We start from the raw sequence: 26,546 nt of genomic DNA, 5'->3' as shown, positions 1-26,546 counted from the left end.
ATTAAAGGATAATGACATGCGTCATCGTAATGGTAACCGCAAATTAAACCGCACCAGCAGTCATCGTGCTGCTATGTTGCGTAATATGGCTAATTCATTGTTGACTCACGAAGCGATTGTAACTACTTTGCCGAAAGCTAAAGAGTTACGCCGTGTAGCTGAACCGTTGATTACTTTAGGTAAAAAGCCTTCACTGGCCAATCATCGTTTAGCGTTTAATCGTACACGTGATCGTGAAGTTGTTGTAAAGTTATTTAATGAATTGGGCCCGCGCTTCGCTAATCGAAATGGTGGCTATCTGCGCATTTTGAAATATGGTTTCCGTAAAGGTGATAATGCTCCATTGGCTCTGGTTGAGTTAGTAGAGAAAGCACCTGAAACAGAAGCTGTTGCTGAGTAATCAGACTTCAAATACAAGCCAGCCGTTAGGCTGGCTTGTTTCATTTTGTTTATTTGCTCGTTAATACAATTATGATTGTGTAGAAATTTTACTTGTGAAATTATTTTAAATGCTTGATGGGTATCGACAAGTTTTATTAAAAGAAGATTTGGTCGCTTTGTCACTAAGTAAAAAATGAGGATTCACGCAATAATTAATGGGTATAGCTAGCAATAATTATAAGTATAAGATATATGGTATGACTTGAATTGTTTGCTAGGTGAATTTGTTAACACTGATTATTTAGTAGAGCAATTAAATTCTTAATTCTTAGCTAAATCTTTGTATATGATGATATTTCATCCATTTATTTATCTTTAGTTAAAGCACGATATGATGTAATTAAATGTTTAAACGCAGATTAATAATTTCATTATTTTATTTATCAGTTCTCATTTGATTGCTTTGCTGGAATGGCTGCTGATAAATCGTCTTCTGCGTATAATTGTTTCCCGTAAATTAACCATTGTTATTCAAGGAGAAACTATGAAGTACTTGCGATTGGCGTTATGTGGTTTGATTTTGTTGACTGCTTCATTTGCATGGGCAGGCCGTATTTTACCTCGCGATGTTCAGATTGTAGTGCTGAAAAATGCTGAGGGGCAACAGGTTGTATTGGGAACTGCGAAAAAGGCCTGGTTACGTACCCTGAGTCTGGGCTTAATCAATGGTAATAAAACATTTCAATTGAGTCGTGCCGTAAGAGTGCATGATGCCAATAACCGTTTTATTACTTATAATAATTTGTCTAGATTCAAGAACTCTCCGATAGCGGTACGCTTTGACAGGATGAATCAGATTCTAGAAATCTGGGTGTTGACGGATGAGGAACAGAATGAGTTGATCCGCCCGAATAATCCTCAGGTTGAATAATATTGTTAGGTGTTATGAAAAAAGTATTTATACGAACCTTTGGTTGTCAAATGAATGAGTATGATAGCGAAAAAATGCTGTCTGTACTTGCGGAAGGACAATCTTTAGAGCGTACTGACAGAGCTGAAGATGCGGACATTATTCTGTTTAATACTTGCTCAGTACGGGAAAAAGCTCAGGAAAAAGTATTTTCAGATTTGGGACGTATTCGGCCGTTAAAGACTAAAAATCCGAATTTAATCATCGGCGTGGGCGGCTGTGTGGCCTCTCAGGAAGGTGAGGCAATCATTCAGCGGGCGCCTTATGTAGATGTTGTTTTTGGACCGCAGACTTTGCACCGTTTGCCGCAAATGATTTTGGATAAGGAGACGAGTGGTCTTTCTCAGGTAGATATTTCTTTTCCTGAAATAGAAAAATTTGACCATTTGCCACCGGCTCGTGTAGAGGGAGGAGCGGCTTTTGTTTCCATTATGGAAGGCTGTTCCAAATATTGTAGTTTCTGTGTTGTCCCTTACACGCGTGGTGAAGAGTTTTCTCGTCCATTGGAGGATGTGTTAACTGAAATTGCCGGACTGGCTCAACAAGGTGTTAAGGAAATTAACCTGCTAGGGCAGAATGTGAATGCTTATCGGGGCGATATGGGCAATGGTGAAATATGTGATTTTGCTACTTTGCTGCGTATTGTCCATGAAATACCTGGTATTGAGCGCATGCGTTTCACAACGAGCCATCCTCGTGAATTTTCTGACGCTATTATTGAGTGCTATCGGGACTTGCCAAAATTGGTATCGCATCTGCATTTGCCAGTACAGTCTGGTTCTGATCGTGTGCTAGCAGCAATGAAACGTGGCTATACTGCATTGGAATATAAACATATTATTCGTAAATTACGTGCTATACGTCCGGATTTATGTTTGAGCTCAGATTTTATTGTAGGATTTCCAGGTGAAACGGAACGAGAATTTGAGCAGACGTTGAAGCTGGTACAGGATCTGGCTTTTGATTTAAGTTTCGTCTTTATTTATAGTCCGCGGCCAGGTACGCCAGCGGCTAATTTGCCAGATGATACGCCACATACTGAAAAGGTACGTCGGCTGGAGGCTTTAAATGAAGTGATAGAGACTGAAACAGCTCGTATTAATCAATCAATGCTTGGAAGTGTTCAGCGCTGTCTGGTGGAAGGTGTCTCCAAAAAGGATCCAGATCAGTTGCAGGCTCGAACAGCTAATAACAGAGTGGTAAATTTTACCGGCCATCCACGTCTGATAAATCAAATGGTTGAGTTGGAAATTACTGAGGCACATACATTCTCGTTACGCGGAAAAATTGTTTTGGCCGAATGAATAATTCATTAGGAAAGCAGAGGAAAGCAAAGCGCTAATGAGGCTTGTAAATGCAGATCAATATGCATATAAATACAAACAAGAAGGCTGTATTGGTTATTCGATTAGCTGCAATATGGTAGTGTTTTTGTCCGGTTACCTATCTGTTTAATTGTGTTAGCCGGTTTTGTGTGGCCTTTTTTCGGTATTAAAAGGAATTGGCATGAGCCCAGTGGGTATTTCTTTTTTGGATCGTTTTTTTAAAATTAAAGAAAGTGGCAGTAGTGTGCGCACTGAGGTGCTAGCAGGCCTGACTACTTTTTTGGCAATGAGTTATATTTTGGTAGTCAACCCATCCATTCTGAAGGATGCAGGAATGGATTTTGGTGCCGTTTTTGTGGCTACCTGTATTTCTTCGGCATTTGCTTGCATGATGATGGGACTAATAGCAAATTATCCGATTGCTCTGGCACCGGGTATGGGACTGAATGCCTATTTTACCTATGCAGTAGTGAAAGGTATGGGTATTTCATGGCAAGTGGCGTTGGGCGCGGTTTTTGTTTCAGGTATTATTTTTATTATCCTGAGCTTATTTAAGGTACGCGAGGCAATAGTGAATTCTTTACCGAATTCGCTTAAGTTTTCCATTGGTGGGGGTATAGGGCTGTTTCTTGCTCTAGTAGCATTAAAAAGTGCCGGTGTTGTGGTTTCTAATCCGGCGACTTTGGTTAGTTTGGGCGATATTCATTCACCTCAGGTATTGATGACAATTGTTGGGTTCTGCTTTATCGTCACATTGGAGCATTTTCGGGTACGCGGCGGGATAATTATTGGTATTTTAACCATTACGGCTGTAGCTTCGTTGATGGGTATCAATCAGTTTCAGGGCGTGTTTGCACCAGTGCCTTCATTAGCTCCTACTTTCTTACAGCTGGATTTTCATGATTTATTTACCATGAGTCTGGTAAGTGTTATTTTTGTTTTTTTCTTTGTTGATTTATTCGACAGTACAGGGGTACTGATTGGTGTGGCTGGTCGCGCAGGGTTGCTAGTAGACGGCAAGTTGCCACGGGTAAAAAAGGCATTGTTGGCTGATTCTACGGCCATTGTGGTGGGAGCTGGACTAGGTACTTCTTCTACTACGGCTTATGTGGAATCAGCAGCGGGTGCGGCTGCTGGCGGGCGCACAGGTTTAACGGCGGTTGTTGTAGGTATTTTGATGCTGGCAAGTTTATGGTTTTCTAAACTGGCTGCGAGTGTTCCTCCCTATGCGACTGCACCTGCATTGATGTATGTTGGCGTGCTGATGATGCGCAGTATGACTGAGATTGACTGGAAAGATGTTTCTGAAGCAGCGCCAGCATTTTTTACTCTGATTTTTATGCCTTTCGCTTATTCTATTGCGGATGGTATTGCCATGGGCTTTATCAGTTATGCACTGATTAAATTGTTCTGTGGTAGGGTTAAAGATGTATCTTACATGGTATGGATAATTGCGGTTTTATGGGCATTTAAACTGCTATGGCTTGGAGCATAATGTAGTTTGGTTGATAACAGGCAGCCGCTATGGCTGCCTGAATATTTTTAGCCGCAGGCTTGAATGCTGATTGTACCCGATATGATTCGTAATCACTGATTTATATAAATGATAATGGAGAAATGATGTCTTTAATTGATGAGATTATGGACTTTAATCAGAAGTTTGTGGATGCTGAAGAATACGAGCAGTTTTTTACTGACAAATATCCTGAAAAAAATCTGGCCATTGTGTCTTGTATGGACGCAAGAATTCTGGATTTGCTGCCTCGGGCGCTAGGATTGAAAAATGGGGATGCCAAAGTGATTCGCAATGCCGGTGCTTTGGTTACTCATCCGTGGGGTTCAGTGATGCGCTCGTTGCTGGTGGCAGTCTTTGAAATGAACGTACACGAAATCATGGTAATTGGGCATTATGACTGTGGTATGCAGGAATTACATGTACCAGATATGTTGGATCGTATGCGGGCACGTGGTATCAGTGATGAACGTTTGGAGATACTGGAGAATGCTGGTGTGGATTTTCATAAGTGGTTGACAGATTTTGATAGTGTGGAAGACGCGATTATGCATTCTGTTAATATGATACGTAAGCATCCGTTGATGCCGAGTGAAATAAAGGTACATGGTCTGGTGATCCATCCCATTACGGGAAAACTGAATATTGTGGTGAATGGAAATAAAGTATGAAACGAGTTGGTTTGTTTGGTGGTACGTTCGATCCACCACACAATGGCCATATTCATATTGCGCAGGCTTTTGCAGATGAATTAAAGCTGGATAATGTGATATTTATTCCGGCTGGTGATCCATATCATAAACTGAGACAGTCTAATTCAACCGCAGAACAACGGTTGTGCATGGTAGAGCAGGTAATTGCTATGGATAAACGTTTCAGTGTTTCTGATTGTGATGTGCGGCGTAAAGGGCCTACCTATACGATTGATACGGTTTCTTTATTTCGACAGGTGTTTACACAGACACAGTTATGGTGGTTGCTGGGTATGGATTCATTATTACAATTGCCTAAATGGTATCGTTATCAGGCTTTATTGCAAAGTGTGAATCTAGCTATTGCTCAGCGTGGCGAACAAGGTTTAACTGAGTTGCCGAATGATTTACAGGGTTGGCTACCAGAAGCTTTGGCTAAAAATTTGATTGCACCAGACGGTGCGGATGGCGGTCGGGCTAAATTATTACAGGCATCATTTTTACCGGTAAGTTCCCATGAAATTCGTGCAGAATGGTCAAAAGGGAAGCATGATGATGTACCGGCTGCGGTAGCCCAATATATCGACCAAGAAAACCTTTATCGGGCATAATTTGCCTGTTTTAATGCATTTTCGAGCAGGAAATGCTTTTTACACATTAGGAAATAAACAGTATGGATGAAAATCTTATCGCTCAATGGGACAATATGGTTGCCATTTGCGTGGATGCACTTGAAGATATTAAAGGTAAAGATATTACTGTGTTGGATACTTCAGCACAAACTTCGCTGTTTTCGCGAATGATTATTGCCAGTGGTGACAGTACGCGTCAGGTAAAAGCGCTGGCTAACAATGTGGCTGTAGAATTAAAAGAAGCTGGTTATGAAATAATCAGTACTGAGGGGCTGGATAGTGGTGAATGGGCTCTGGTTGATGCAGGTGATCTTGTCGTACATGTAATGCAGCCAGCGGTGCGTGATTATTATGATATAGAAGCATTATGGGGTGGTGAAAAGCCTTCTTTTCATGCTGGCGCAGCTAAACCATGGCAGGCTGCTGATTGACGGATTCTGATGTTTTTTGTGATTGAATGAATATTACCGTATTGGCTGTAGGAACGAAGATGCCGCAATGGGTGGATCATGCGGTGCGTGATTACAGCAAAAGATTTGGCCGAGAAATTCAGTTTCAGCTTAAAGAAATCAAACCTGAAAAACGAGGTGCCGGTGTTAATGCCGCGCAGGCTATGGCAGCTGAAGAACAGCGCATTGTTGCAGCCATACCCGCACATAGTTATCTGATTGTATTGGATGAGCGTGGTAAGGCACCCACTTCAATGGAACTGGCCGATAGTTTAAAGAAATGGCAACAGCAGGGCGACAATCTGTGTTTTATTATTGGTGGAGCTGATGGCATGACGACCAATTTGAAGCAGCGGGCAAATATGTTGATGCGATTGTCGAGCCTGACTTTACCACACGGAATGGTAAGGGTGTTGCTGACTGAGCAGCTATATCGTGCTCAGTCTATTCTGCATAATCATCCCTACCATCGTGAATAATTTCTTAAGGTAGTTACTGCCTCTGGTCGCAGAACTTGTGTGACTGGAGGTGCTAATTATTTATAATTAATCTAGATAGAAATAATGTCCTGACATAGAATGAATAGCCCCGAACAGGGGGTAGGCTAGTATATAATTGCGCTGCAATCAGATTGGTAGTGCTAATAGCCTATATTGTCTGAATTTATTCATAATAAGTAAAGTCTGATCATGAATCCTACCCCTCTCCTTGATACAATTGATCTACCACAGGATTTGCGTCGTTTGCAAAAAAGCCAGTTACCCCAACTGGCAGATGAATTGCGTGCGTATTTGCTGGAATCAGTAAGCAAGACAGGGGGGCACTTTGCGAGTAATTTGGGTGCAGTTGAGTTAACTGTAGCCCTACACTATGTGTACCAGACGCCACAGGATCATTTGGTATGGGATGTGGGTCATCAGAGTTATCCGCATAAAATTTTGACCGGACGTAAAGGAAAAATGGCTACGATGCGCCAGTTTGGCGGTCTGGCTGGATTTCCGAAACGCAGTGAATCTGAATACGACGTATTTGGTGTAGGCCATTCTTCTACCTCTATCGGTGCGGCATTGGGTATGGCGGTGGCCGATAAATTGCAGCACAGAAACAATCGAAGTGTGGCGATTATTGGTGATGGTGCTATGACAGCAGGGCAGGCGTTTGAAGCGTTGAATAATGCTGGTGATATGGACGTGGATTTACTTGTTATTTTAAATGACAATGAGATGTCTATTTCTCCTAATGTTGGTGCTCTTCCGAAATATCTGGCCAGAAATCCTTTGCATGATGTTAAAGGACTGGTGAAATCAATCAAGCAAAAATCAGAAAAGGTTTTGGGTATGGTACCCGGGGCTCTGGATGTAGCGCAGCGGGTAGAAAACAAAATCAAAGGCCTAATTGAAGAAAGTACCACTTCGGAAACGCTGTCCTTATTCGATAATTTTGGCTTTACTTATTCCGGACCAGTTGATGGACATGATGTTATTCAGCTTGTAGATGTGCTTCAGGATATGCGCAACCGGAAAGGGCCGCAATTATTGCATATCATTACCAAAAAAGGCCAAGGTTACAAACTGGCAGAAAATGATCCTGTAACTTTTCACGCAGTCAGTGCTTTTGATCCGGCTCAGGGCCTGTATTCATCTGGTGCAAATGCTTCTAATCCGACTTATACCCAGATATTTAGCCAATGGATAATTGATCAGGCAGCGGCAGATAAAAAACTGCTGGCTATTACCCCTGCTATGCGAGAAGGCAGTGGACTGGTGGAGTTTGCTCGTCGTTATCCGGAACGTTATTTTGATGTCGGAATTGCGGAGCAGCATGCAGTCACGTTTGCGGCAGGTCTGGCTTGTGAGCAAATGAAGCCGGTAGTAGCTATTTATTCCACTTTTCTGCAACGAGCGTATGATCAGCTCATTCACGATGTTGCTTTGCAAAATTTACCAGTTTTGTTTGCCATTGACCGTGGCGGAATTGTAGGTGCTGATGGTCCGACACATGCAGGTGTTTATGATTTAAGCTACCTTCGTTGTGTGCCTAATTTGGTTATTGCCGTACCAAGCGATGAACATGAATGTCGTTTACTGCTATCTAGCTGTTACCAGCTCAATCAGCCAGCTGCTGTACGCTATCCTAGAGGGGCAGGTACAGGTGTACCAGCTGGTACGAATTTGGCAACTGTAGCAATTGGTAAGGGGGTAGTACGTCGTCAGGGGCAAAGGATTGCTTTAATTGCATTTGGAAGTATGGTATCAGCTGCTATGTGTGTAGCGGATGCTATCGATGCTACAGTGGCTGATATGCGGTTTGTTAAACCACTGGATACCGAACTTTTACTTCATCTGGCTGCTGAACATGATTATTTGGTGACCGTTGAAGAAAATAGTAGGATTGGTGGAGCTGGCAGTGCAGTGCTTGAAGTGCTGACACAGCATAATTTAGTCAAACCGGTTCTCACACTGGGCATACCTGATATTGTAACTGAGCATGGTGATTCAGCACAGCTATTAGACCAGATGGGACTGAGTGCTGCCAAAATTCAGCAACACATTCTTGATTGGGTCGTTTAGTTTTTAGCTAAAATCCTGGTTTAGGCTTGGTTTCAATGTTCTAAATCTTCTAAGCATATTTGACATAAATTCTTATGGTTGCAGTTACATATTAAATAGCAACTAATCTAATAGCCAGAAAAAATTAGGTGTTATGCTTTTTTTCAACATTATATTGATTTTAGTCAGTTTTCAGTAGCTAATTTTAGTTATATGCGAATCAATTCAATAATTAAATCTGTTGTTCGTCTGTTTTAATATTTCTTCATTAGCAGCTTTTTGGTTATTGCTGGTGTCTTTAGTTGGTTGAAAATTTAATTTAATATCCTACATAAAAACTTTGCTGTAATGGCTTCTGCTTAGAACGAAATTTCCATTTTACGAGTAGTAGAAAGGATGCAGCATAACCTCTCTTTGGTTAAATATTGGTATTTATATTTGGAGTGATTGCCTAAAAAATGTACAATAATTCACCTCTGAATATTGATTTCCCATAATTAGTTTACTGAATATGCAAATAGGTTGTTATCAGCTGACAGCCCCTGTTGCGTTGGCTCCCATGGCTGGTATAACTGATAAACCCTTTCGCCAGCTGTGCCGTGAGTTCGGAGCCGGCTGGGCAGTCAGTGAAATGATTACCAGTGATCCAAGCTTGCAATATACTCGTAAAACTTTGCAGCGTGCGGATTATAAGGGTGAAAGCGGTATCAAGGTAGTTCAGATAGCTGGAAGTGAACCGCAGCAACTGGCAGAAGCTGCACGCTATAATGTTGCCCGTGGTGCAGACGTCATTGATATCAATATGGGTTGTCCAGCCAAAAAGGTATGTAATGTACTGTCAGGCAGTGCTTTATTACAGAATGAATCATTGGTTGAAGCAATTTTACAGGCTGTAGTTAATGCAGTAGATGTGCCTGTAACTTTGAAAACAAGGCTTGGGTGGGATGATGAGCATCGCAATATACTAACCATTGCCCATCTGGCGCAGGAGGCAGGAATTGCCGCTCTGGCGGTACATGGCCGTACACGTACACAAATGTATCGTGGTGAAGCGAGTTATGATCTGATTGCTCAGATACGTCAGCAAATAAACCTGCCATTGTGGGTTAATGGAGATATAACCAGTCCACAAAAAGCCTTAAAAGTATGGCAGCAGACTGAGGCTGATGGCGTGATGGTGGGGCGCGCAGCTCAGGGGCAACCGTGGCTGTTTCGAGATCTTGTGCATTATCATCAGCATGGATGTTTGCCACCCTCTTTAACGGTAGCGGAGCATGCACAGGTTATAGTAGAACATATTGTGGCTATGCATCAATTCTATGGTGATATAACGGGTGTCCGTATTGCCCGTAAGCATATTGGCTGGTACGTCGCTGCCTTACCGCAGGGCGAGCATTTTCGCAAGCAGGTCAATAGCGTGAACGATGCGAAGATTCAGTTACAGCTGATTAATGATTTTTTAGACAGGCAGGTAGCACAACTATCGGTATGGCCTTGCTCCTATCGGCAGCAGTAACTGTTTGCCTTGTCATACGAGGATAATATAAATGAGTGAAGCACCCAAAGTAAGTATCGCTCAATGTATAGAGGTCAATGTAAGGCAATATTTTGCAGATCTGGATGGAGAAACACCTTGTGCTGTTTATGATATGGTGTTGCAGCAGATGGAATTACCATTGTTGCGTTGTGTGATGGATGTTTGTGAACACAACCAGACTCGCGCTGCACAAATTCTAGGTCTCAATCGCAATACTTTGCGAAAAAAATTAATGCAGTATCATTTGCTGGACTGAGGCAGTTTTAATTGAATACTAAGGGAGATGTCATGGTGGGAATCAAACGGGCACTGATAAGTGTGTCTGATAAAACTGGTGTGGTTGATTTTGCGCGTCAGTTAGTACAACTGGGCGTTGAATTACTGTCAACCGGAGGAACTGCCAGTCTATTGGCCAAAGAAAATATAGCGGTGACTGAAGTAGCAGACCATACTGGATTTCCGGAAATGCTGGATGGGCGAGTAAAGACACTACACCCTAAAATCCATGGTGGTATTCTGGCACGACGTGATAATGCTAAACACATGAATCAGCTTGCAGCACAAGCTATCGGAACCATAGATCTTGTATGTGTAAACCTGTACCCTTTTGCTGCAACTGTTGCGAAACAGGATTGTACATTGGAAGACGCCATCGAAAATATCGATATCGGCGGTCCTGCAATGGTTCGCTCTGCCGCCAAAAACTGGCGTGATGTGGCTATTGTAACTGATAGTAATGATTATGCTGCTATAATCGATGAAATCAGAAAGCAAAGTGACCTGTCTGAGCAAACCCGATTTAATCTAGCACGCAAAGCTTTTGCGCATACAGCTCAATATGATGGCATGATTGCCAATTATCTGACACGCATTGACGATAAGAATTTATCTGGAATACCAGATTTACAAACCTTTTCCCAGCAATATAACCAAAGCTGGCTGAAAATTCAGGATTTACGCTATGGCGAAAATCCACATCAGCAGGCTGCATTTTACCGAGAGTTGCAGCCTGCTGAAGGCAGTCTCGCTAAATATCAGCAACTGCAGGGAAAAGAATTATCTTACAACAATATTGCGGACGCCGATGCAGCATGGGAAACAGTCAAGTCTTTTACTCAGCCGGCCTGTGTTATTGTCAAACATGCTAATCCTTGTGGTGTTGCCATAGCCAATGACACTTTAACCGCTTACCAATTAGCGCTGGCGACCGATACAACCAGTGCATTTGGAGGAATTATTGCCTTCAATCGTGAAGTAGATGCGGCCACTGTAGAAGCCGTAACTGGTCAGTTCCTCGAAGTTTTATTGGCTCCTGCTTTCACGGACGAGGCCAAGGTCATCATAGCGGCCAAAAAGAATGTCCGAGTACTGGAAATTCCTTTGTCTGCCGGAGCAAATCAGTTTGAATTAAAACGTGTGGGTGGTGGTTTGCTGGTGCAGACACCAGACAGGCATTATATCGATGCAAGTGATTTAAAGGTCGTAACAGCAAGAGTACCCAGCGAACAGGAAATTAAAGACTTACTATTTGTATGGAATGTAGCTAAGTATGTGAAATCTAATGCTATTGTATTTGGTAAAAACGGGCAGACGTATGGTATCGGAGCAGGACAAATGAGCCGTGTCGATTCCACGCGAATTGCTGCGCGAAAAGCACAGGATGCTGGCTTCGAATTAAACGGTGCCTGTGCCGCTTCAGATGCTTTTTTTCCATTTAGAGACGGTGTGGATGTGATTGCTGCACAAGGTATCAAAGCCATTATCCAGCCCGGCGGTTCTGTTCGGGATGAAGAAGTAATAGCTGCTGCCAATGAACATGGAATTGCTATGGTGGTCACAGGTGTGCGCCACTTCCGTCATTAATTTTTTCCATGGCTTTGATACAAAAGCTACTATTTTTGTTTATCTTCTGACCAAAAATTGTAATTAAGCTAATTTATGGAACTGCTTACTTATTTATTAATAGGTGCTGTAGCAGGCTTCGCTGCTGGACTGTTTGGCGTTGGTGGTGGTTTGATTGTTGTACCTATTCTGTATATCGTCTTTATGCATGCAGGTTATGGTGAAGCGGTCACGATGCATCTGGCGCTGGGTACTTCTCTAGCAACCATTATGGTTACTTCTATTAGTTCCATGCTGGCGCATAACAAAAATCATGCAGTAATCTGGCCAGTTGTTGGGCGTTTAACACCTGGTCTTGTATTGGGGTCGTTTGGCGGTGCAGCCATCGCAGATGCATTATCAGGAGAAAAACTTCAACTGGTTATTGGTATTTTTACCCTTATGGTTGGTATCAATATGTTTCGCACCGCCTGCAGTCAACAAAATTTACAGCAAACTCAGTTAGTTAATTCTCGCTGGCACTGGTTGGCAGGTGTAATCATCGGTATTGCGTCAGCTTTGTTTGGTATTGGCGGAGGCAGTCTAACTGTACCTTATCTAAATCGAAGCGGATTAGCTATGCAGCAAGCTGTAGGTACTTCTGCCGCATGTGGTCTGCCAATTGCGCTTGCTGGTGCCATAGGCTTTATGTTTTTTGGTGCCCATGAACAAATTCATATTGAACATACCATAGGATATGTTCATATTTATGCGTTTATTGGCATCAGTTTCATGAGTTTTATCACAGCCAGACAGGGTGCTAAAGTGGCGCATTATCTTTCACCTAGAAAGCTGAAAAAATGTTTTGCTTGTCTGCTGCTCTTCATGAGCATGTATTTTTTAAGCAAAGCTGTATTGTTATAACTGATAAACGAGGTAAAAAATGGCTTTAAACGTGCAGATCTTACCCGTAACACCATTTCAACAGAATGCTGCATTATTATGGGATGATGTCAGCAAAGAAGCCGTATTAACAGATGTAGGTGGTGAAGCTGAACGCTTACTGGAGGCAGTAGAAACACATCAGCTGAACTTAAAAGCTATTTGGTTAACACATGGGCACCTTGACCATGCAAGCGGCGTAGAAGAATTAACTACCTTGCAGCCGGTACCCGTTTTGGGGCCGCATCAAGCTGACAACTACTGGTTGCAGGCGTTGCCAGATGTGACTGCCAGTTATGGTTTTCCCATTAGTCAGCCATTTATACCAACACGCTGGTTGAAGGAAGGAGAAGCATTAAAAGTAGGTGAGCATACATTTATCGTTTTTCACATACCAGGCCACACTCCAGGCCATGTTGTATTTTACAGTCAGGCTAATAAATTGCTGATAGCAGGTGATGTGTTATTTCGAGAATCTATCGGCCGTACAGATTTCCCTGGTGGTAATCATTCTGATCTAATCCGCGGTATTCAGGAAAAGCTATTATCTTTGCCTGATGATACCCGCGTATTACCAGGCCATGGCCCCATGACTACCATAGGTCACGAAAAGCAGCATAATCCATTTTTGCATTAATCTAACCAGCTGCCGTATTTTCTAATGAATTTATAATATAGACAAAGTTTTTTCGCGAATAATATATAGAAGTTCAGGTGAAAAAATACTATCTATATGATATTAAATTGCCGCCGAATGAACTTTTTATCAAAATGAATCTTAGTTATGCTCAAACGCCTGTTACTTTTTTATTCCATGGTGCGACCTTCAACAATAGCAACATTCCTGGAATGGCCAGAAAAAAGCATAACCAGAAAAAGCTCACATAACCTAGCCAGTTTATCAAATATCCAGTAGCAGCATTAATCAATGTTCTAGGCACAGCTGCCAGACTAGTAAACAGTGCTAGTTGAGTAGCAGTATAAGCAGGATTAGTTTCTTTGGCCATGTAGGCCACAAATGCTGCCGTACCCAAACCAACACCAATAGCTTCAAATCCTATAACCAAAGCCAAAGTAAAAAGCTCTTTAGAACCAATATGGATAAAAGGCCCCTGACTGGCCAGCCAGGCAAATCCTAGGATAGAAAAAACCTGAACTAGACCGAATAACCATAGCGCCCGATTTATACCCAGCTTAATCATCCATATACCGCCAAGAATTCCGGCGATAATTGTTGGCCATAAGCCAGCATTTTTGGCTATCAGACCAATATCCATCTTACTAAAGCCCATATCCATATAAAATGGTGTGGCCAGAGCGGTAGCCATACTGTCACCAAGCTTGTATAAAAAGATAAAAAACAGTACCAGTAATGCACTTTTAACACCTTTTCGTGCAAAAAATTCTTTAAAAGGCTCAACCACAGTTTCTTTAAAAGTTTTGGGTACAGTAATCGGTAAAGTGGGTTCGTGAGCTAAAAATAAAGTCATAAATATACCCGGCAACATAAATAACGCAGTAATAGCAAATACTGTCGGCCAAGGATAGATATCGGCCAGAATAAGAGATACAGAGCCGGGTACAAGAGCCGCAATACGATAAGCATTTACATGAATTGCATTGCCCAGTCCTAGTTCACTATCAGGTAATATTTCTCGCCGGAATGCATCCAATACAATATCCTGACTGGCCGCAAAAAAAGCCACAAACAGAGATAAAATTTTAATGAGATTCATATTTTGCTGGGGACTGAGCAGCATATAACCGAGAATAGACAACAATAAAGCTGACTGTGTGACAAACATCCATCCACGCCGCCTTCCTAACCATGGAAATTGCACAGCATCCATTAGAGGGGACCATAAAAATTTCCATGTGAATGGCAGACCAATAATAGAAAACAATCCTATAGTCTTTAAATCCACACCTTCATTACGCAGCCAGGCAGGAACAAGATTTATCAGAAAGTACAGTGGCAAACCTGAACTGAAACCTGTAAACACACAAATCAGCATATGCTGACTAAAAATTCGCTGCCAGATAGATGGAGGCGATTGATGAGCGTTCTGAGTCATACAGCAATAATCCAACAGCAAATTACATATGTCTAAGAGAATGGATAAATCCGAATTATTTATGCAGAAGTATAAGTTTACCTAGCCAGCAAGCTGACAATTAAACGCTATTGTACGCCAGATTTAAACAAGACAAAGGTTGCAGTAAAAGCTTAATTTAGCTGTAAGCCAACATTATTCATGTATAGAAAAATTCATGAAATTAGGCAACACAAGATCATTCAGAGGGAGAGTCTGAAGTAGCAAGAAGTAGCTCATCTTCATCTTCCTCTCCTTTTTGATAATATTCAGGCAAATTTTTACTGCTTTGTATCCCCAGCTGACGCAGCTTTTGCGCTCTGTTCACTAGGTTACCACGCCCGTTAACCAATTGCCCCATGGCTTTCTGAAATTGTCCTTGAGCCTGATCCAGATTTTTTCCGACACCTTCGAGAGTGTTCACAAAGCCAACAAATTTGTCATACAACTTACCGCCTTCTTTTGCAATAGTCAGCGCGTTCTGATTTTGCTGTTCACTACGCCAGATATGAGCAATAGTACGTAGTGTTGCCAGTAAAGTGCTGGGCCCAACCAGCATAATCCGCTTTTGGAAACAATCATCGAACAATTGATTATCCTGTTGTAGCGCGAGTAGATATGCCGGCTCAACCGGAATAAACATAAACACAAAATCGAGTGTATTTAGCCCATCAATTTCATCATAACATTTAGACGAGAGTTCCTTAATATGATGGCGCACAGACTGAATATGTGCAGCTAGCGCTTTCTCCGCACTGGCTGCATCTGTTGCCTGAGTATAACGGACATAAGCTGTCAGTGAAGTTTTAGCATCAATAACAATCTGTTTATTCTCAGGTAAATTTACCAACACATCCGGCTGCAAACGACGCTGACGACCAAACTCATCAATAATCGTATTAGACGCCTGTAGAACGTACTCACGTCCTTTTTGAAGACCAGAATTTTCCAATACCTTTTCCAGAATCATCTCGCCCCAGTTACCCTGATTTTTATTCTGAGTACCGGCTAAAGCATCGGTAAGCGCTTTAGCATCACAATGCAGTTGAGCATTAAGCTGCTGCAGGTGTTTTAGTTCATTTTCTAGCGTTGTACGTTCTTTTGCCTCTTTTTCATAAGTATGCTGAACCAGTTGACTAAATCCCTGCATACGCTCATGTAAAGGATTCAGCAACTGACTAAGACTAGCCTGATTCTGCTCACTAAAACGTTTACTTTTTTCTTCCAGAATATCATTAGCTAATGACTTAAATTGATTGCTGAGGCTATTACGCGCTTCGTTTAATAAAGCCAGCTTCTCCTCAAAGGCTTCGCGTTCAAGCTTAAGTTGCGTGTTAAGACGACTGTTTTCAATTTGTATATGATTTAATTTTTCCGCAGCATTTATATACTTTTGTTCACGAATATGCCAGTCCTCAGAACGCAGTTGCCAGTCCTGTAACTGCTGTTCTGCTGCAGCCAGATCGATGGTGGCAGACCGCAGTTGTTCACATTCTGATTGAAATGCTTCCTGAGCAGTAGTTAACTGGACATTTACTGCTTCTGCAGCACTCAAGCGTTTGTATACAACTTGTAATTCTTGACGACACCGAATCAATTCTTCATCATTGATCTGTTTATTTTGCTTAAGATAATTAACTTCTGTTTGTACACGAATCAACTCATTCAAGGCTTCTGATAACTGCTTCTTTACGGACTGATGTTCTTGTAATGATTTGTGTCGATATGTTAAATATATAATTATTGCAACAATGAGGATGGAAACAATCCAAATAAAAGTAAAAACAGTCTTCATGATAAAATAAACCGTAAAATCGATTTAACGAAGGTAACAGGATGGGATCATGGCAGTAACTATACAAGAATTAATAAATAGAATTATATTTAAAAAATATAAATTAAATTGATTTATAAATTATCTTTTTAAGATTTTAGCTATAACAATTTTTAAGATGGGCAAAATCATGAGCCTGAGCATCTTTATGTGAACAACTGACTACCATATCAGAACTGATAGGCCATGAAATGGCTAGTTCAGGATCATTCCAGCGAAGATTACGCTCACATTCTTTAAAATAAAAATCAGTTGTTTTATAAAGAAACTGAGTATCATCCTCAAGAGCTAAAAATCCATGTGCAAAACCTGCAGGAATCCAAAACTGTCGATGGTTGACAGCCGATAGTTCTACTCCATACCACTGCCCAAATGTTATAGAATCAGGTCGAATGTCAACAGCTACATCCCAAGCCCTGCCTTGGACTACACGAACTAATTTTCCTTGTTCGTGTGGTGAAATTTGATAATGTAGACCCCTAATAATACCTTTATGGGACAAAGAATGATTGTCTTGAACAAATTCAGGACTATGTAGATGACGTTTATTTAAAGCTTCTTCAAACAGTTGTTGATTAAAGCTTTCCATAAACCAGCCTCGTTCGTCCTCGAAAATGTGAGGCTCAATTATTAATAAATCTTTGATAGGAGTGTCAATTATATTCATAATAAATTATTTATGATATTCGTTGTATAATTTTAATAAGTATTGTCCATAGCTGGTTTTATTTAAAAATTTCCCACGCTCATATAGTTGTTCAATTGTTATCCATTTGTTATTGAATGAAATTTCTTCTAAACATGCAATTTTTAAACCCTGCCGTTTTTCAATAGTCTGTACAAATTGGCTGGCATCTATCAAAGAATCATGTGTACCTGTATCTAACCATGCAAAACCTCTTCCTAACAATTGAACATTTAATTGTTGTTGACTTAAATAAAGATTATTTATATCTGTAATCTCAAATTCGGATCTTGCTGAAGGACGTATAGTTTTAGCCATTTCAACAACCTGATTATCGTAAAAATATAATCCGGTAACAGCATAATTGGATTTAGGATGGGAAGGCTTTTCTTCGATTGAAAGTACTTTGCCATTTGCCCCAAACTCTACAACACCAAATCTCTCAGGATCGTTAACATAATAACCAAATATAGTAGCGCCTATAGTCTGATTACAAGCAATTTGTAATTGTTGTCCAAAGCTTTGCCCGTAAAATATATTATCTCCTAATACTAAAGCTACGTTTTCTTCTCCGATGAATTCTTCTCCCAAAATAAATGCTTGGGCTAAACCATCTGGAGATGGTTGTATTTTATATTCAATTTTAATCCCAATAGAGCTACCATCATGAAAAAGTTTCTGAAAATTTGGTAAATCCTCTGGAGTAGAAATAATAAGTATTTCATTAATTCCAGCCATCATCAAAATAGATAACGGATAGTAAATCATAGGTTTATCGTAAATCGGTAATAGCTGTTTTGAAGTTCCTAATGTAATAGGATACAGCCGCGTACCAGATCCTCCAGCAAGAATAATACCTTTCCGTTTCATGATTTTCTTTCTGGCAAGTCTTAAGCTAATGTAAAAGGGGAATATTATAACCTAAATGTAAATTTTTCAGATTGATTTTAACTAAGTATATTAATTTCGCATGTGCATTAAAAATTGTTTTATAGCGAATTATTTTGTCAAATTAATAAAAAGCAAACCTTATTAAAATTATTTAGGTTGTTAACTAAATTTCAACTTAAAAGTAGTATATAGTCAATAAATACTGTTTTATATATATATATACTTCAAATATTATTATATTGTTTTTTTATCCAATTTTTATATTCGCCAGTCTGTATGTTTTTTACCCATACAGGATTTTCAATATACCATTTAACAGTTTTGGTTAAACCTGAGGTAAAACTTTCTTTTGGTACCCAGCCTAGTTCATTCTTAATCTTACTAGCATCTATTGCATAACGAATGTCATGTCCAGGCCTATCTTTAACATATGTAATGAGATCTCTATATTTATTAATTCCAATGGGTTTTTTTGGAGCTAATTTTTCAAGGAGATCACATATTTGGTTAACAACATCGATGTTTCTTTGTTCGTTGTGCCCACCAATATTGTAGCTCTCACCGGTTTTACCTTTTGTCAAAACGGTATAAAGTGCTCTTACATGATCATCAACATACAACCAATCTCTTATCTGCTCACCATTACCGTATATTGGTAATAATTTGCCGGATAAAGCATTCAAGATACTAAGCGGTATAAGTTTTTCTGGAAAATGATAAGGACCATAATTATTAGAGCAATTTGTAAGTATAATGGGCAGGCCATACGTGCGGTACCATGCTCGAACAAGGTGGTCTGAACTGGCTTTACTGGCAGAATATGGTGAGCTAGGTGCATAAGGTGTCATTTCTGTAAAAAAAAGACTACTATCTTTGAGGTCTCCGAATACTTCGTCAGTAGATATATGATGAAAACGAAAAGATAGCCGTTTTTCTTTACTTAATTTTTGCCAATATATACGAGAAGATTCTAGTAAATGGAATGTTCCTATTATATTGGTCTGAATAAAATTTGAAGCCCCATTAATTGATCTATCGACATGTGTTTCTGCCGCCAGATTCATTACTGCATCAGGTTGAAAATTTTCAAAAATTTTGGCTAGGGCATAGGAGTCAATAATATCTGCTTGATAAAAATGATATCTTGGATTTCGTGCTATTGACGATAAAGATTCTAAATTTCCAGCATAGGTTAATTTATCTAAGTTCAAAACCTGATGATTTGTATGTTCGATCAAAAATCTGATTAGGGCGGAACCTATAAAACCAGCTCCGCCTGTAACTAATATATTCATTTCATTCCTACAACATTTATTTCAGAAAATCAAAAATAATTAATTATTTTGAAATGGCTCTTGTAAAAGGGATAACGCTTTATATATACGTATTATAAAATTTTGCACATGAGAATGCACTCTATAAATAATGTGTGTTATAGAGGTCTTAAATTTTGGGTATATTTTCACCATCAATTTGATTAAAGTATAATTAAAAGGAAGTATTAAAGTTTTTGAGGCTACTGGATGGTTAAAAAGCGGATTATTCTTGCTATGCCAAAGCATAATGATATTTTTGCTGAAATAATAAAAAATTTGGAATATTATCAATTTGATGTTACATTTGTAGATAGCAACCCTAAATATATTAAAAATTTTAGATATAAAAATGTTTTAGATAGAATATTTCATTTAGTACGTAAAATCTTTTTTAGGGATTATTCATATAAACATTTGCTTAAAGAAAAATTGTTAGTCGATAATACAAAAATGTATTTATCGTCTAAACAATATGATTATGCTTTAATCATAAGACCTGATACTTATCCTTTAAAATTGTTGCAACTCATTAAAACAAGGGTTACTAAATCAATGATAGGATATCAGTGGGATGGTTTAACCCGGTTTCCAGCAGTTTTGGCAACTATTGATTTATTTGATAGTTTTTATGTATTTGATTCTAACGATATCCAAAACAATGATTTTAAGAAATTCCATTTGAGTGGAATAACAAATTTTTATTTTGATGTTAACAAACCTGCACCTATTAGTCATACCGGAAAAATTGCTTATTTTGTTGGGTCACATATAGATGAACGGATAAGTGCAATTGATAGTTGTGCATTTGAATTAAATAAAAATAATATTCAATTAAAATTCATAATTCCAACAGACGATCCTTGGAAAATTTCTAAATATAAACAAAAAAATCTTATTACTTTTGGAGCTAAAAATAAATTAAGCTTTCATGAAAATATATCTAATATTAATTATTCAGATATTTTAGTTGATATAGTTAATCCCATACATCATGGTTTATCATTCAGGGTTTTTGAAGCAATATATTATCAAAAAAAATTGATTACAACTAATCCATTCGTTCAATATTATGATTTTTTTCATCCCAATAATATAATGATTTGGGAAAAACAAAATTACAATTTTTTATCAGAATTTCTTGCTAAACCGATGGTTGTAATTGATTCTGAAATCATACAAAAATATAGTTTTGGCAATTGGATAAAGAATATTTTAAACCTAGATTCATATCAAAAAATTACCTTACCACAATAAAACTAAATATTATTAAAATAGAGTATATTAAAAAAATTAACATACTCTATTTATACTAATGATATAACAAATTTATTCAGATACTCTTAATGGAGATGATTAATATCTATAAAACAGGTATGAGGATACTGTTCTAATAACGAATTTTCATAAACAGCTTTATTTTTAAAATAATTATTTGCAAATAATTTTACTTTTTTCTTTAATATAGAACCTAGTATTCCAATATGAAGACGATCTGTTTCAATGGTCTCAAAATTCGACAAATAGCCAGCTAAACTTAACGAAACATGTTTAGCTAGATGTTTATTAGACCATAGACTTCCATTCCAAGATAAAGAAATATCCATATTGTTTCTTGGTAAATCGAATAGATTTGCTGATTCTCCATCAGTTCTAAAGCAGTATGCGGTGCCTATTCCTTTTTGTTCAAAATTTGAAAAATAGTATTTCGGGAAATAAAAAGCCATATCATCAGATAAATATACATTATCCATATTAGCTTGGCTAGAAATACAGTTATTAAAGGAATAATTTTCTCTACAAAGAATCTTTAAATTTCCAAAAGTTTCATTCAATAAATTAGGATACCCTAAAACTGTATGTGGAAGAACAATACAGGAATTATTCTTGACAGATTTTAAAATCTCTTTATACATTTCATCGTATTTTCCTTCAACTAAATTACCACCACCAGCAAATAATATGGTTTGATTTTTGAGTAGTGATGTATCATTTATTATTTCATAATTAAGATTTAAAGAATCAAATAATAAATAAGTAGAATGAGCTATCAATGCATCACCAGAATTGCCAGGATTACTCCAATAATAAAATTTTTTATCTAAAAACAACGTCAATAAATTAATTATATTAATTTTTTTTATTTTTTCTTCCATTTTCTTATTGTATCCCTAATTTTTGCTGCAATTGTTTTCAGAGGAAATGATTTTCTTCTTAAATACCACACATTGCCTTGAATATCATTTATTTTATGATTTAATTCATTAATTTTATTTGTTAATTCAGTATTTTTTTTATCCATTTCGTTTAAAAGTAAATGTAAAATACCATAATTTGCTGAATTATCAGATAAAGCCTTTCTAACAATTGAGTTTCTATATTCTATCTGATATTTATGATGCAGGTTTGCCCCCGCGCAGACTGAATTACCATATATATTATTAGAAGAAGCCCTTAAATGATAAAAAGCCAATTGTTCATTTATAGAATGTATTTCACCTATTCTAAATAATCTTAGATTGTAATCCCAGTCCCCTAGCACTGGAAGCTGATCATTGAATTTTCCGATTTGCTTTGCCGCATTCATGCGAATTAACAGACAAATTGGTGGTGTAATATTTTGTCTTAACAAGTACCCTATATCTATAGTTTGTTGCCAATGAGACCAATCTTCTGTACGTAACTGTTTAACGGTGTCTACATTTATTTCTTCATATATAACTAAACATTTTGTTACAACAGCGACTGCATTTTGGTTGGAATTTAAATGATTTACTGTTTCTTGTAAAAAATTATAATGCCAAGAATCATCATCATCATGTACGACCATGAATTCTTCAGTGGCAATATCAAAACCGCAATTTGATGCAGCTTCCATTCCTAAAGAAGTAGAATTATGAATTACTGTTATTTTGTCTTTTAAATAAGGTAAATTAATCTCCACCAACTCATTTACTTCATTAGCATCACCACCATCATTGATTAAATATAAATGCCAGTTAGAATACGATTGTTGAATTACACTTTCAAGAGCCCTAGTTAACAATAAGGGCCTATTTTTGGTCCTCATTATAATAGCAACTGAACCATCCCTTTTCAGATTGTCAACAGTATTGTTTTCAAAATAGTTTATTGGATATAATTGTTGATTTGCTGATTTTAACATAATTAGTTTTCAATAAAATTTTTAATTAATTTAGGATATTCATTAAAATATTGGAGGGCAAATTGATATACTTGCGGTTTAATTTTTTTACGATTTTCTTTCCAATACTGAATTGTACCACATTGCCATCCTCCCGGTCCCCCAAATGAAAATCGGACTTGTTTTAGATTCTGAGGTAATTGTTGGTTTATTAAACATTGCATTATTTGATGATCAAAAAGTGCAGAATGTTTAATTCTTCCCAAATATGTTTGTTCATATCTAAGAGGAGAAATACAAACTTGAAAAATTGCTGCTTTTGCAACTTCGGTATTGATATAATTTTTTTGCAAACCATAAACGGATTTATTTTTTTTCCATTTTTCAATTGTACTTAACACACCTTTCTGAAAAATAGAAATTTTTTTGAGATATTGTTCAATATAAATACTGTTTTTATCATCCTTTAAACAAGGATAAATATCTTTCTCATCTTTCTTATAACCTATGGTAGTTTCATGATCTGCTGAATGTAAGTTTTCTAAAATATTTACACAATTTTGATATAATTTTTTTTCGGATATAGAAGAAAAAATATTAAAAAAAGCAGCTTTCATTGGACCATTTTTATAAAGTCTTCCTGAAGCAGTTTGTCCAAATAACCCATAATAGAATCCATATATTTTACTTTCGATACCCATATGTGAACGAAATTTACTCAATGCCAATTGAATTGAGCCACTCCAACCTAAATCTATTATCGCTATTTTTTTATTTACTTCAAATAACCCTTCTTGTTTGAAATATTCTATTGATTCTGTATATTCTTCTTCAAATTTTTTTAACAAAATAGAAGTTAATTCTTTTTGTATAAATATTTTTAATTTGTCAATTTTTTTAAAATCAAAAGCATTTTTGATTGAACCAAATTTCTGAACAAAATTAGTATTTAAGATATCTTGCGCATCGATTCCTAAACGATTAAAATATGTTATATAAGTATCGGTATGTTGTAAAGATTCATTCACTATTGAAGTCAAAGAGTCACTTGAAAGTTTTCCATTTTGTTTAAGTTCTATGTAATATGTAGGAAAGCGTAAGACTTTTCTTGAAAGATAGAGATAGCTGGAAGTTGTATTACATTCTTTATCTAAATCAAGTAATTGCCATACTTTCTGAATTAATTGTGCATCTCTTGCACAAAAATAAATGTGGTTGATTTCATTTTTTTTAATATGTTTTTTTAACCATGAAGTATAACTATATAAAATTAAAGCTCCAAGTGTTTCCCCTAAACCATTCCAGAATGAATCTTCATTAAACTCTTTCAAAGAGTAGATACCATTAGTTAAATGATACACCTTATTCATTAATGAAAAAGGGACTACTTCTTGACAAAGCTGTGCACCTAATCTTCTTTGTCCTAAAAATCGCTTATAATGATAAGTATTTATATGAAATTTTCTAGGTTGTATAACATCTGCAACTTTATTATCGCCTATATGCAATATTTTATAGCCTGTATTGTTTTCTAAAACATATTTCCAAATTCTTCCACTATGTTTTGATGATAATAAGTCAGATGAGACATATAATTCGTCATATAAGTTCAAATGATTTTTTTCTAGAAGGGTTTCAATAAATTGTTTAGATAAATAAATATCAGAAACAAATATAATTTTTTTACCAAGCTTTTTTAATTCTAAAATTAGTTTTTTATTATCTTCTATACTGATATTGCTATCTATTTCGGCTATTAGCTCTAATTTTTTTGCTTTATTTAGTAAATTTTTATCATATTTATTTGTATCAAAAAGATAGTCATAAATCTCATCTAATGTCACTTCATCTCTATTTTTCTGCCGATGTAAAATATCTCGTATTTGTGCTTCTGCTAGGAGTCTATTTCTAGCAAAATCTTTTAAATTACTATTATTCACTTGGAGCTGATTTTCTACGTAAGCGAATAAGTCAATAGGACATTCAAATAATCGAGTTAAAAGCGTATCAAAAATATCAAAAGATATTACTTCAAAGTCATTAGATTTTTCTAAAACATTATTAATATATGTTTGATCAATGTTTTGTAAGTTCTGTGCATAGTATTGTTGCGCAGAGGTAAGAATAGATTGAAAGTCGGTTGAATTCATAATGCGTCACACCAAAAACCTAATAATCATGATAACAATATTTCACAATTTTTGCTTACTTATTACTTTGCGTCAGAAAAATTGCTGGTTGTAAAATTTATTTAAATCAATTTTTTAGTATAACTTTTTACGAGCAAATTGTACATAAAAAATCATATAAAACAAAAAATTTATAGGTATTTGTTATATTTTAATAGTTTACCTTATTAAGTTTATGAGTAAAGGATTTGTTCAATCCAGTTTTTGAAACTATATTTCTGGAATATTTCAGCTTTTATTGGTTTAAAAGGTTCTTTTAGAAAATCTTTTATATCATTATGTGTTTTATTTTCCCATATAAATATATTTTCTGGGCGATAGAAATCATACTTTCTTACATATATATTTGTTGTAATTAATTTTTTTTGATAATAAAGAGCTTCAAAATGACGAAAAGAAAGACCATGATGTCCTCCAACAACAAAGTCGACCAGTATATCTGATGCATTCACATTTTTTAAATTTTCAAAATAATTAATACGGTTTTCTTTGCCAAAAATGATATGCTTAGATTGATAGCAATTAATATCTTTTCTTTTGCTTGTTGGGATAATAAACTTCGTTTTAATTCCATTGGCGGTAAGATTTGTTATGCATTGCTCAATTGCTTGTACGCGACAAGTTTGATGATCTCCAATATAATAAGCCTGCATCACATCATTTTTTATATTTTGGGGCGTAAGCATATCAAAATAAAAATTTGTAGTCTTATGTAGATGGTATTTTTTATATTCTTTATTTATTATATCTGTATGATCGAATATATAGAACTTATCAAATAAATGTATAAGATTTATTACCGGAAATCTTTTCAGTCCATCCCATTGATATCCTATAAATTTAATTTTGGTTTGCTGTTTTAACATTTCTAAAACACTTTTAGGGTATAAATCTGGTCGGATAACAATAGTGTAATCATATTGTTTGTTTCCAATTAGTAATTCTGCTTTATTTAAACATTGTTTCGCTTTTAATTTTTCTTTGTAATTATTGTTACGTAAGGCATGCTTAATAAAAAAATTGGATATTCGGTCTTTGATGCTTGTATATTCAAAATCTAATATGCTATCCACACGAAATACTTCATACCCATGAAATTGCAAATTTTTTGCAATTAAGTCTACGATACCATTACTTGGTGGCATGGCTAATAAAATAGTTTTATTTCTCATGAAACAAATTCAAACTAGAGTTTTTGGCAATTTGAAACTAATTATTTTAAGTGTTGTGTTTTTTTTAATCAATCTTGCGAGATTATTTGGTATTAAATTTTATTTAGAAAGTTTTAATTGATTACTAGACATTGTTTATTTTCTACGAATAAATATGTTTGTTTGTAATTAAATTTATTATTATCTAATATAGATGTTCTCATAATTTTAATATTAACTAATCAATATTTTTATTATCAATAAATATGAATCTTTTTAAACTTTCCATGCAAGATTTTCTTGTTTTGGTAGAATATACTTAGTTATGATTGATGTGATGATTTAGGCTAGATAGGATAATTAGCTTGGATAATTGCTTGCGGTGTTTAATATTTTAAAAGTTTTTGTATTTGAAAGATTTTGATTAATACAAT

24 protein-coding genes are annotated in these 26,546 nt (G+C 36.8%); 15 read left to right on the top strand and 9 right to left on the bottom strand.

Annotated features, from left to right (window positions below):
• Window positions 1-16 precede the first annotated feature (16 nt).
• The 14 genes from rplQ (at window position 17) to J3U75_RS05005 (ending at window position 13,448) form a co-directional block, all read left to right on the top strand.
• Entirely contained in the window at window positions 17-400 is a 384-nt protein-coding gene (gene rplQ, locus J3U75_RS05070; protein WP_100141132.1) for a 50S ribosomal protein L17, read from the top strand.
• A gap of 525 nt (window positions 401-925) precedes the next feature.
• Window positions 926-1,312: a hypothetical protein gene (locus tag J3U75_RS05065; protein ID WP_143558400.1), complete on the top strand. Its 387-nt coding sequence runs from the start codon at window positions 926-928 to the stop codon at window positions 1,310-1,312.
• A gap of 14 nt (window positions 1,313-1,326) precedes the next feature.
• Window positions 1,327-2,655 (top strand): tRNA (N6-isopentenyl adenosine(37)-C2)-methylthiotransferase MiaB, encoded by a 1,329-nt coding sequence (gene miaB / locus J3U75_RS05060; RefSeq protein WP_267390851.1) that lies wholly within the window; start codon window positions 1,327-1,329, stop codon window positions 2,653-2,655.
• A 202-nt stretch (window positions 2,656-2,857) separates the two neighbouring features.
• A complete protein-coding gene (locus J3U75_RS05055; RefSeq protein WP_100141135.1) occupies window positions 2,858-4,171 on the top strand; it encodes an NCS2 family permease in 1,314 nt (437 codons plus the stop codon).
• A 125-nt stretch (window positions 4,172-4,296) separates the two neighbouring features.
• Window positions 4,297-4,860: a beta-class carbonic anhydrase gene (locus tag J3U75_RS05050; RefSeq protein ID WP_100141136.1), complete on the top strand. Its 564-nt coding sequence runs from the start codon at window positions 4,297-4,299 to the stop codon at window positions 4,858-4,860.
• On the top strand, window positions 4,857-5,492 hold the full coding sequence (gene nadD / locus J3U75_RS05045) for a nicotinate-nucleotide adenylyltransferase (protein WP_267390849.1): 636 nt from the start codon (window positions 4,857-4,859) through the stop codon (window positions 5,490-5,492). The genes J3U75_RS05050 and nadD overlap by 4 nt, the downstream gene beginning before the upstream one ends.
• Before the next feature lie 62 nt (window positions 5,493-5,554).
• Window positions 5,555-5,944: a ribosome silencing factor gene (gene rsfS / locus J3U75_RS05040; RefSeq protein ID WP_100141138.1), complete on the top strand. Its 390-nt coding sequence runs from the start codon at window positions 5,555-5,557 to the stop codon at window positions 5,942-5,944.
• A gap of 26 nt (window positions 5,945-5,970) precedes the next feature.
• The gene (gene rlmH, locus J3U75_RS05035; protein ID WP_100141139.1) at window positions 5,971-6,441 is read left to right on the top strand and encodes a 23S rRNA (pseudouridine(1915)-N(3))-methyltransferase RlmH; all 471 of its coding nucleotides are present in this window, start codon (window positions 5,971-5,973) and stop codon (window positions 6,439-6,441) included.
• A gap of 210 nt (window positions 6,442-6,651) precedes the next feature.
• Complete coding sequence (dxs, locus tag J3U75_RS05030; RefSeq protein WP_267390848.1) at window positions 6,652-8,532, top strand: 1-deoxy-D-xylulose-5-phosphate synthase; 1,881 nt, start codon at window positions 6,652-6,654, stop codon at window positions 8,530-8,532.
• Between the two features lie 490 nt (window positions 8,533-9,022).
• Complete coding sequence (dusB, locus tag J3U75_RS05025) at window positions 9,023-10,027, top strand: tRNA dihydrouridine synthase DusB (RefSeq protein WP_267390847.1); 1,005 nt, start codon at window positions 9,023-9,025, stop codon at window positions 10,025-10,027.
• Window positions 10,028-10,058: 31 nt separating this feature from the next.
• Complete coding sequence (locus J3U75_RS05020) at window positions 10,059-10,304, top strand: helix-turn-helix domain-containing protein (RefSeq protein WP_100141142.1); 246 nt, start codon at window positions 10,059-10,061, stop codon at window positions 10,302-10,304.
• Window positions 10,305-10,336: 32 nt separating this feature from the next.
• On the top strand, window positions 10,337-11,911 hold the full coding sequence (purH, locus tag J3U75_RS05015; protein WP_267390846.1) for a bifunctional phosphoribosylaminoimidazolecarboxamide formyltransferase/IMP cyclohydrolase: 1,575 nt from the start codon (window positions 10,337-10,339) through the stop codon (window positions 11,909-11,911).
• A 75-nt stretch (window positions 11,912-11,986) separates the two neighbouring features.
• Window positions 11,987-12,793 (top strand): sulfite exporter TauE/SafE family protein, encoded by an 807-nt coding sequence (locus J3U75_RS05010; RefSeq protein ID WP_267390845.1) that lies wholly within the window; start codon window positions 11,987-11,989, stop codon window positions 12,791-12,793.
• 19 nt (window positions 12,794-12,812) lie between these two features.
• A complete protein-coding gene (locus tag J3U75_RS05005) occupies window positions 12,813-13,448 on the top strand; it encodes an MBL fold metallo-hydrolase (RefSeq protein ID WP_100141145.1) in 636 nt (211 codons plus the stop codon).
• 151 nt (window positions 13,449-13,599) lie between these two features.
• On the opposite strand, the gene J3U75_RS05000 is transcribed toward J3U75_RS05005, so the two are convergent.
• From J3U75_RS05000 to rfbB, 5 genes are all read right to left on the bottom strand, one after another.
• Window positions 13,600-14,886 (bottom strand): AmpG family muropeptide MFS transporter, encoded by a 1,287-nt coding sequence (locus tag J3U75_RS05000; RefSeq protein ID WP_267390844.1) that lies wholly within the window; start codon window positions 14,884-14,886, stop codon window positions 13,600-13,602.
• A 217-nt stretch (window positions 14,887-15,103) separates the two neighbouring features.
• Entirely contained in the window at window positions 15,104-16,573 is a 1,470-nt protein-coding gene (rmuC, locus tag J3U75_RS04995; protein WP_267390843.1) for a DNA recombination protein RmuC, read from the bottom strand.
• A gap of 262 nt (window positions 16,574-16,835) precedes the next feature.
• Entirely contained in the window at window positions 16,836-17,405 is a 570-nt protein-coding gene (rfbC, locus tag J3U75_RS04990; protein WP_267390842.1) for a dTDP-4-dehydrorhamnose 3,5-epimerase, read from the bottom strand.
• Window positions 17,406-17,411: 6 nt separating this feature from the next.
• Complete coding sequence (gene rfbA / locus J3U75_RS04985; protein WP_100151555.1) at window positions 17,412-18,293, bottom strand: glucose-1-phosphate thymidylyltransferase RfbA; 882 nt, start codon at window positions 18,291-18,293, stop codon at window positions 17,412-17,414.
• A gap of 245 nt (window positions 18,294-18,538) precedes the next feature.
• Entirely contained in the window at window positions 18,539-19,609 is a 1,071-nt protein-coding gene (gene rfbB, locus J3U75_RS04980) for a dTDP-glucose 4,6-dehydratase (RefSeq protein WP_267390841.1), read from the bottom strand.
• A gap of 228 nt (window positions 19,610-19,837) precedes the next feature.
• On the opposite strand from rfbB, the gene J3U75_RS04975 reads away from it, so the two are divergent.
• Window positions 19,838-20,884: a hypothetical protein gene (locus J3U75_RS04975; RefSeq protein WP_267390840.1), complete on the top strand. Its 1,047-nt coding sequence runs from the start codon at window positions 19,838-19,840 to the stop codon at window positions 20,882-20,884.
• A gap of 86 nt (window positions 20,885-20,970) precedes the next feature.
• Here the strand turns inward: J3U75_RS04975 and J3U75_RS04970 are convergent, their stop codons facing one another.
• The 4 genes from J3U75_RS04970 to J3U75_RS04955 form a co-directional block, all read right to left on the bottom strand.
• Window positions 20,971-21,783, bottom strand: a complete 813-nt coding sequence (locus J3U75_RS04970) for a polysaccharide pyruvyl transferase family protein (protein ID WP_267390839.1) — start codon at window positions 21,781-21,783, stop codon at window positions 20,971-20,973.
• Entirely contained in the window at window positions 21,768-22,793 is a 1,026-nt protein-coding gene (locus tag J3U75_RS04965) for a glycosyltransferase (RefSeq protein WP_267390838.1), read from the bottom strand. Before J3U75_RS04965 ends, J3U75_RS04970 begins: the two co-directional genes overlap by 16 nt.
• 2 nt (window positions 22,794-22,795) lie before the next feature.
• Entirely contained in the window at window positions 22,796-24,922 is a 2,127-nt protein-coding gene (locus J3U75_RS04960) for an HAD-IA family hydrolase (protein WP_267390837.1), read from the bottom strand.
• Window positions 24,923-25,134: 212 nt separating this feature from the next.
• On the bottom strand, window positions 25,135-26,133 hold the full coding sequence (locus tag J3U75_RS04955; protein ID WP_267390836.1) for a hypothetical protein: 999 nt from the start codon (window positions 26,131-26,133) through the stop codon (window positions 25,135-25,137).
• Window positions 26,134-26,546: the final 413 nt, after the last annotated feature.

The sequence above is a fragment of the Snodgrassella sp. B3088 genome (assembly GCF_026535815.1).
Taxonomy (GTDB): Bacteria; Pseudomonadota; Gammaproteobacteria; order Burkholderiales; family Neisseriaceae; genus Snodgrassella; species Snodgrassella alvi_E.
The sequence above is the reverse complement of the archived record's forward strand: the minus strand, read 5'-3'. Positions and strand labels throughout refer to the sequence as shown.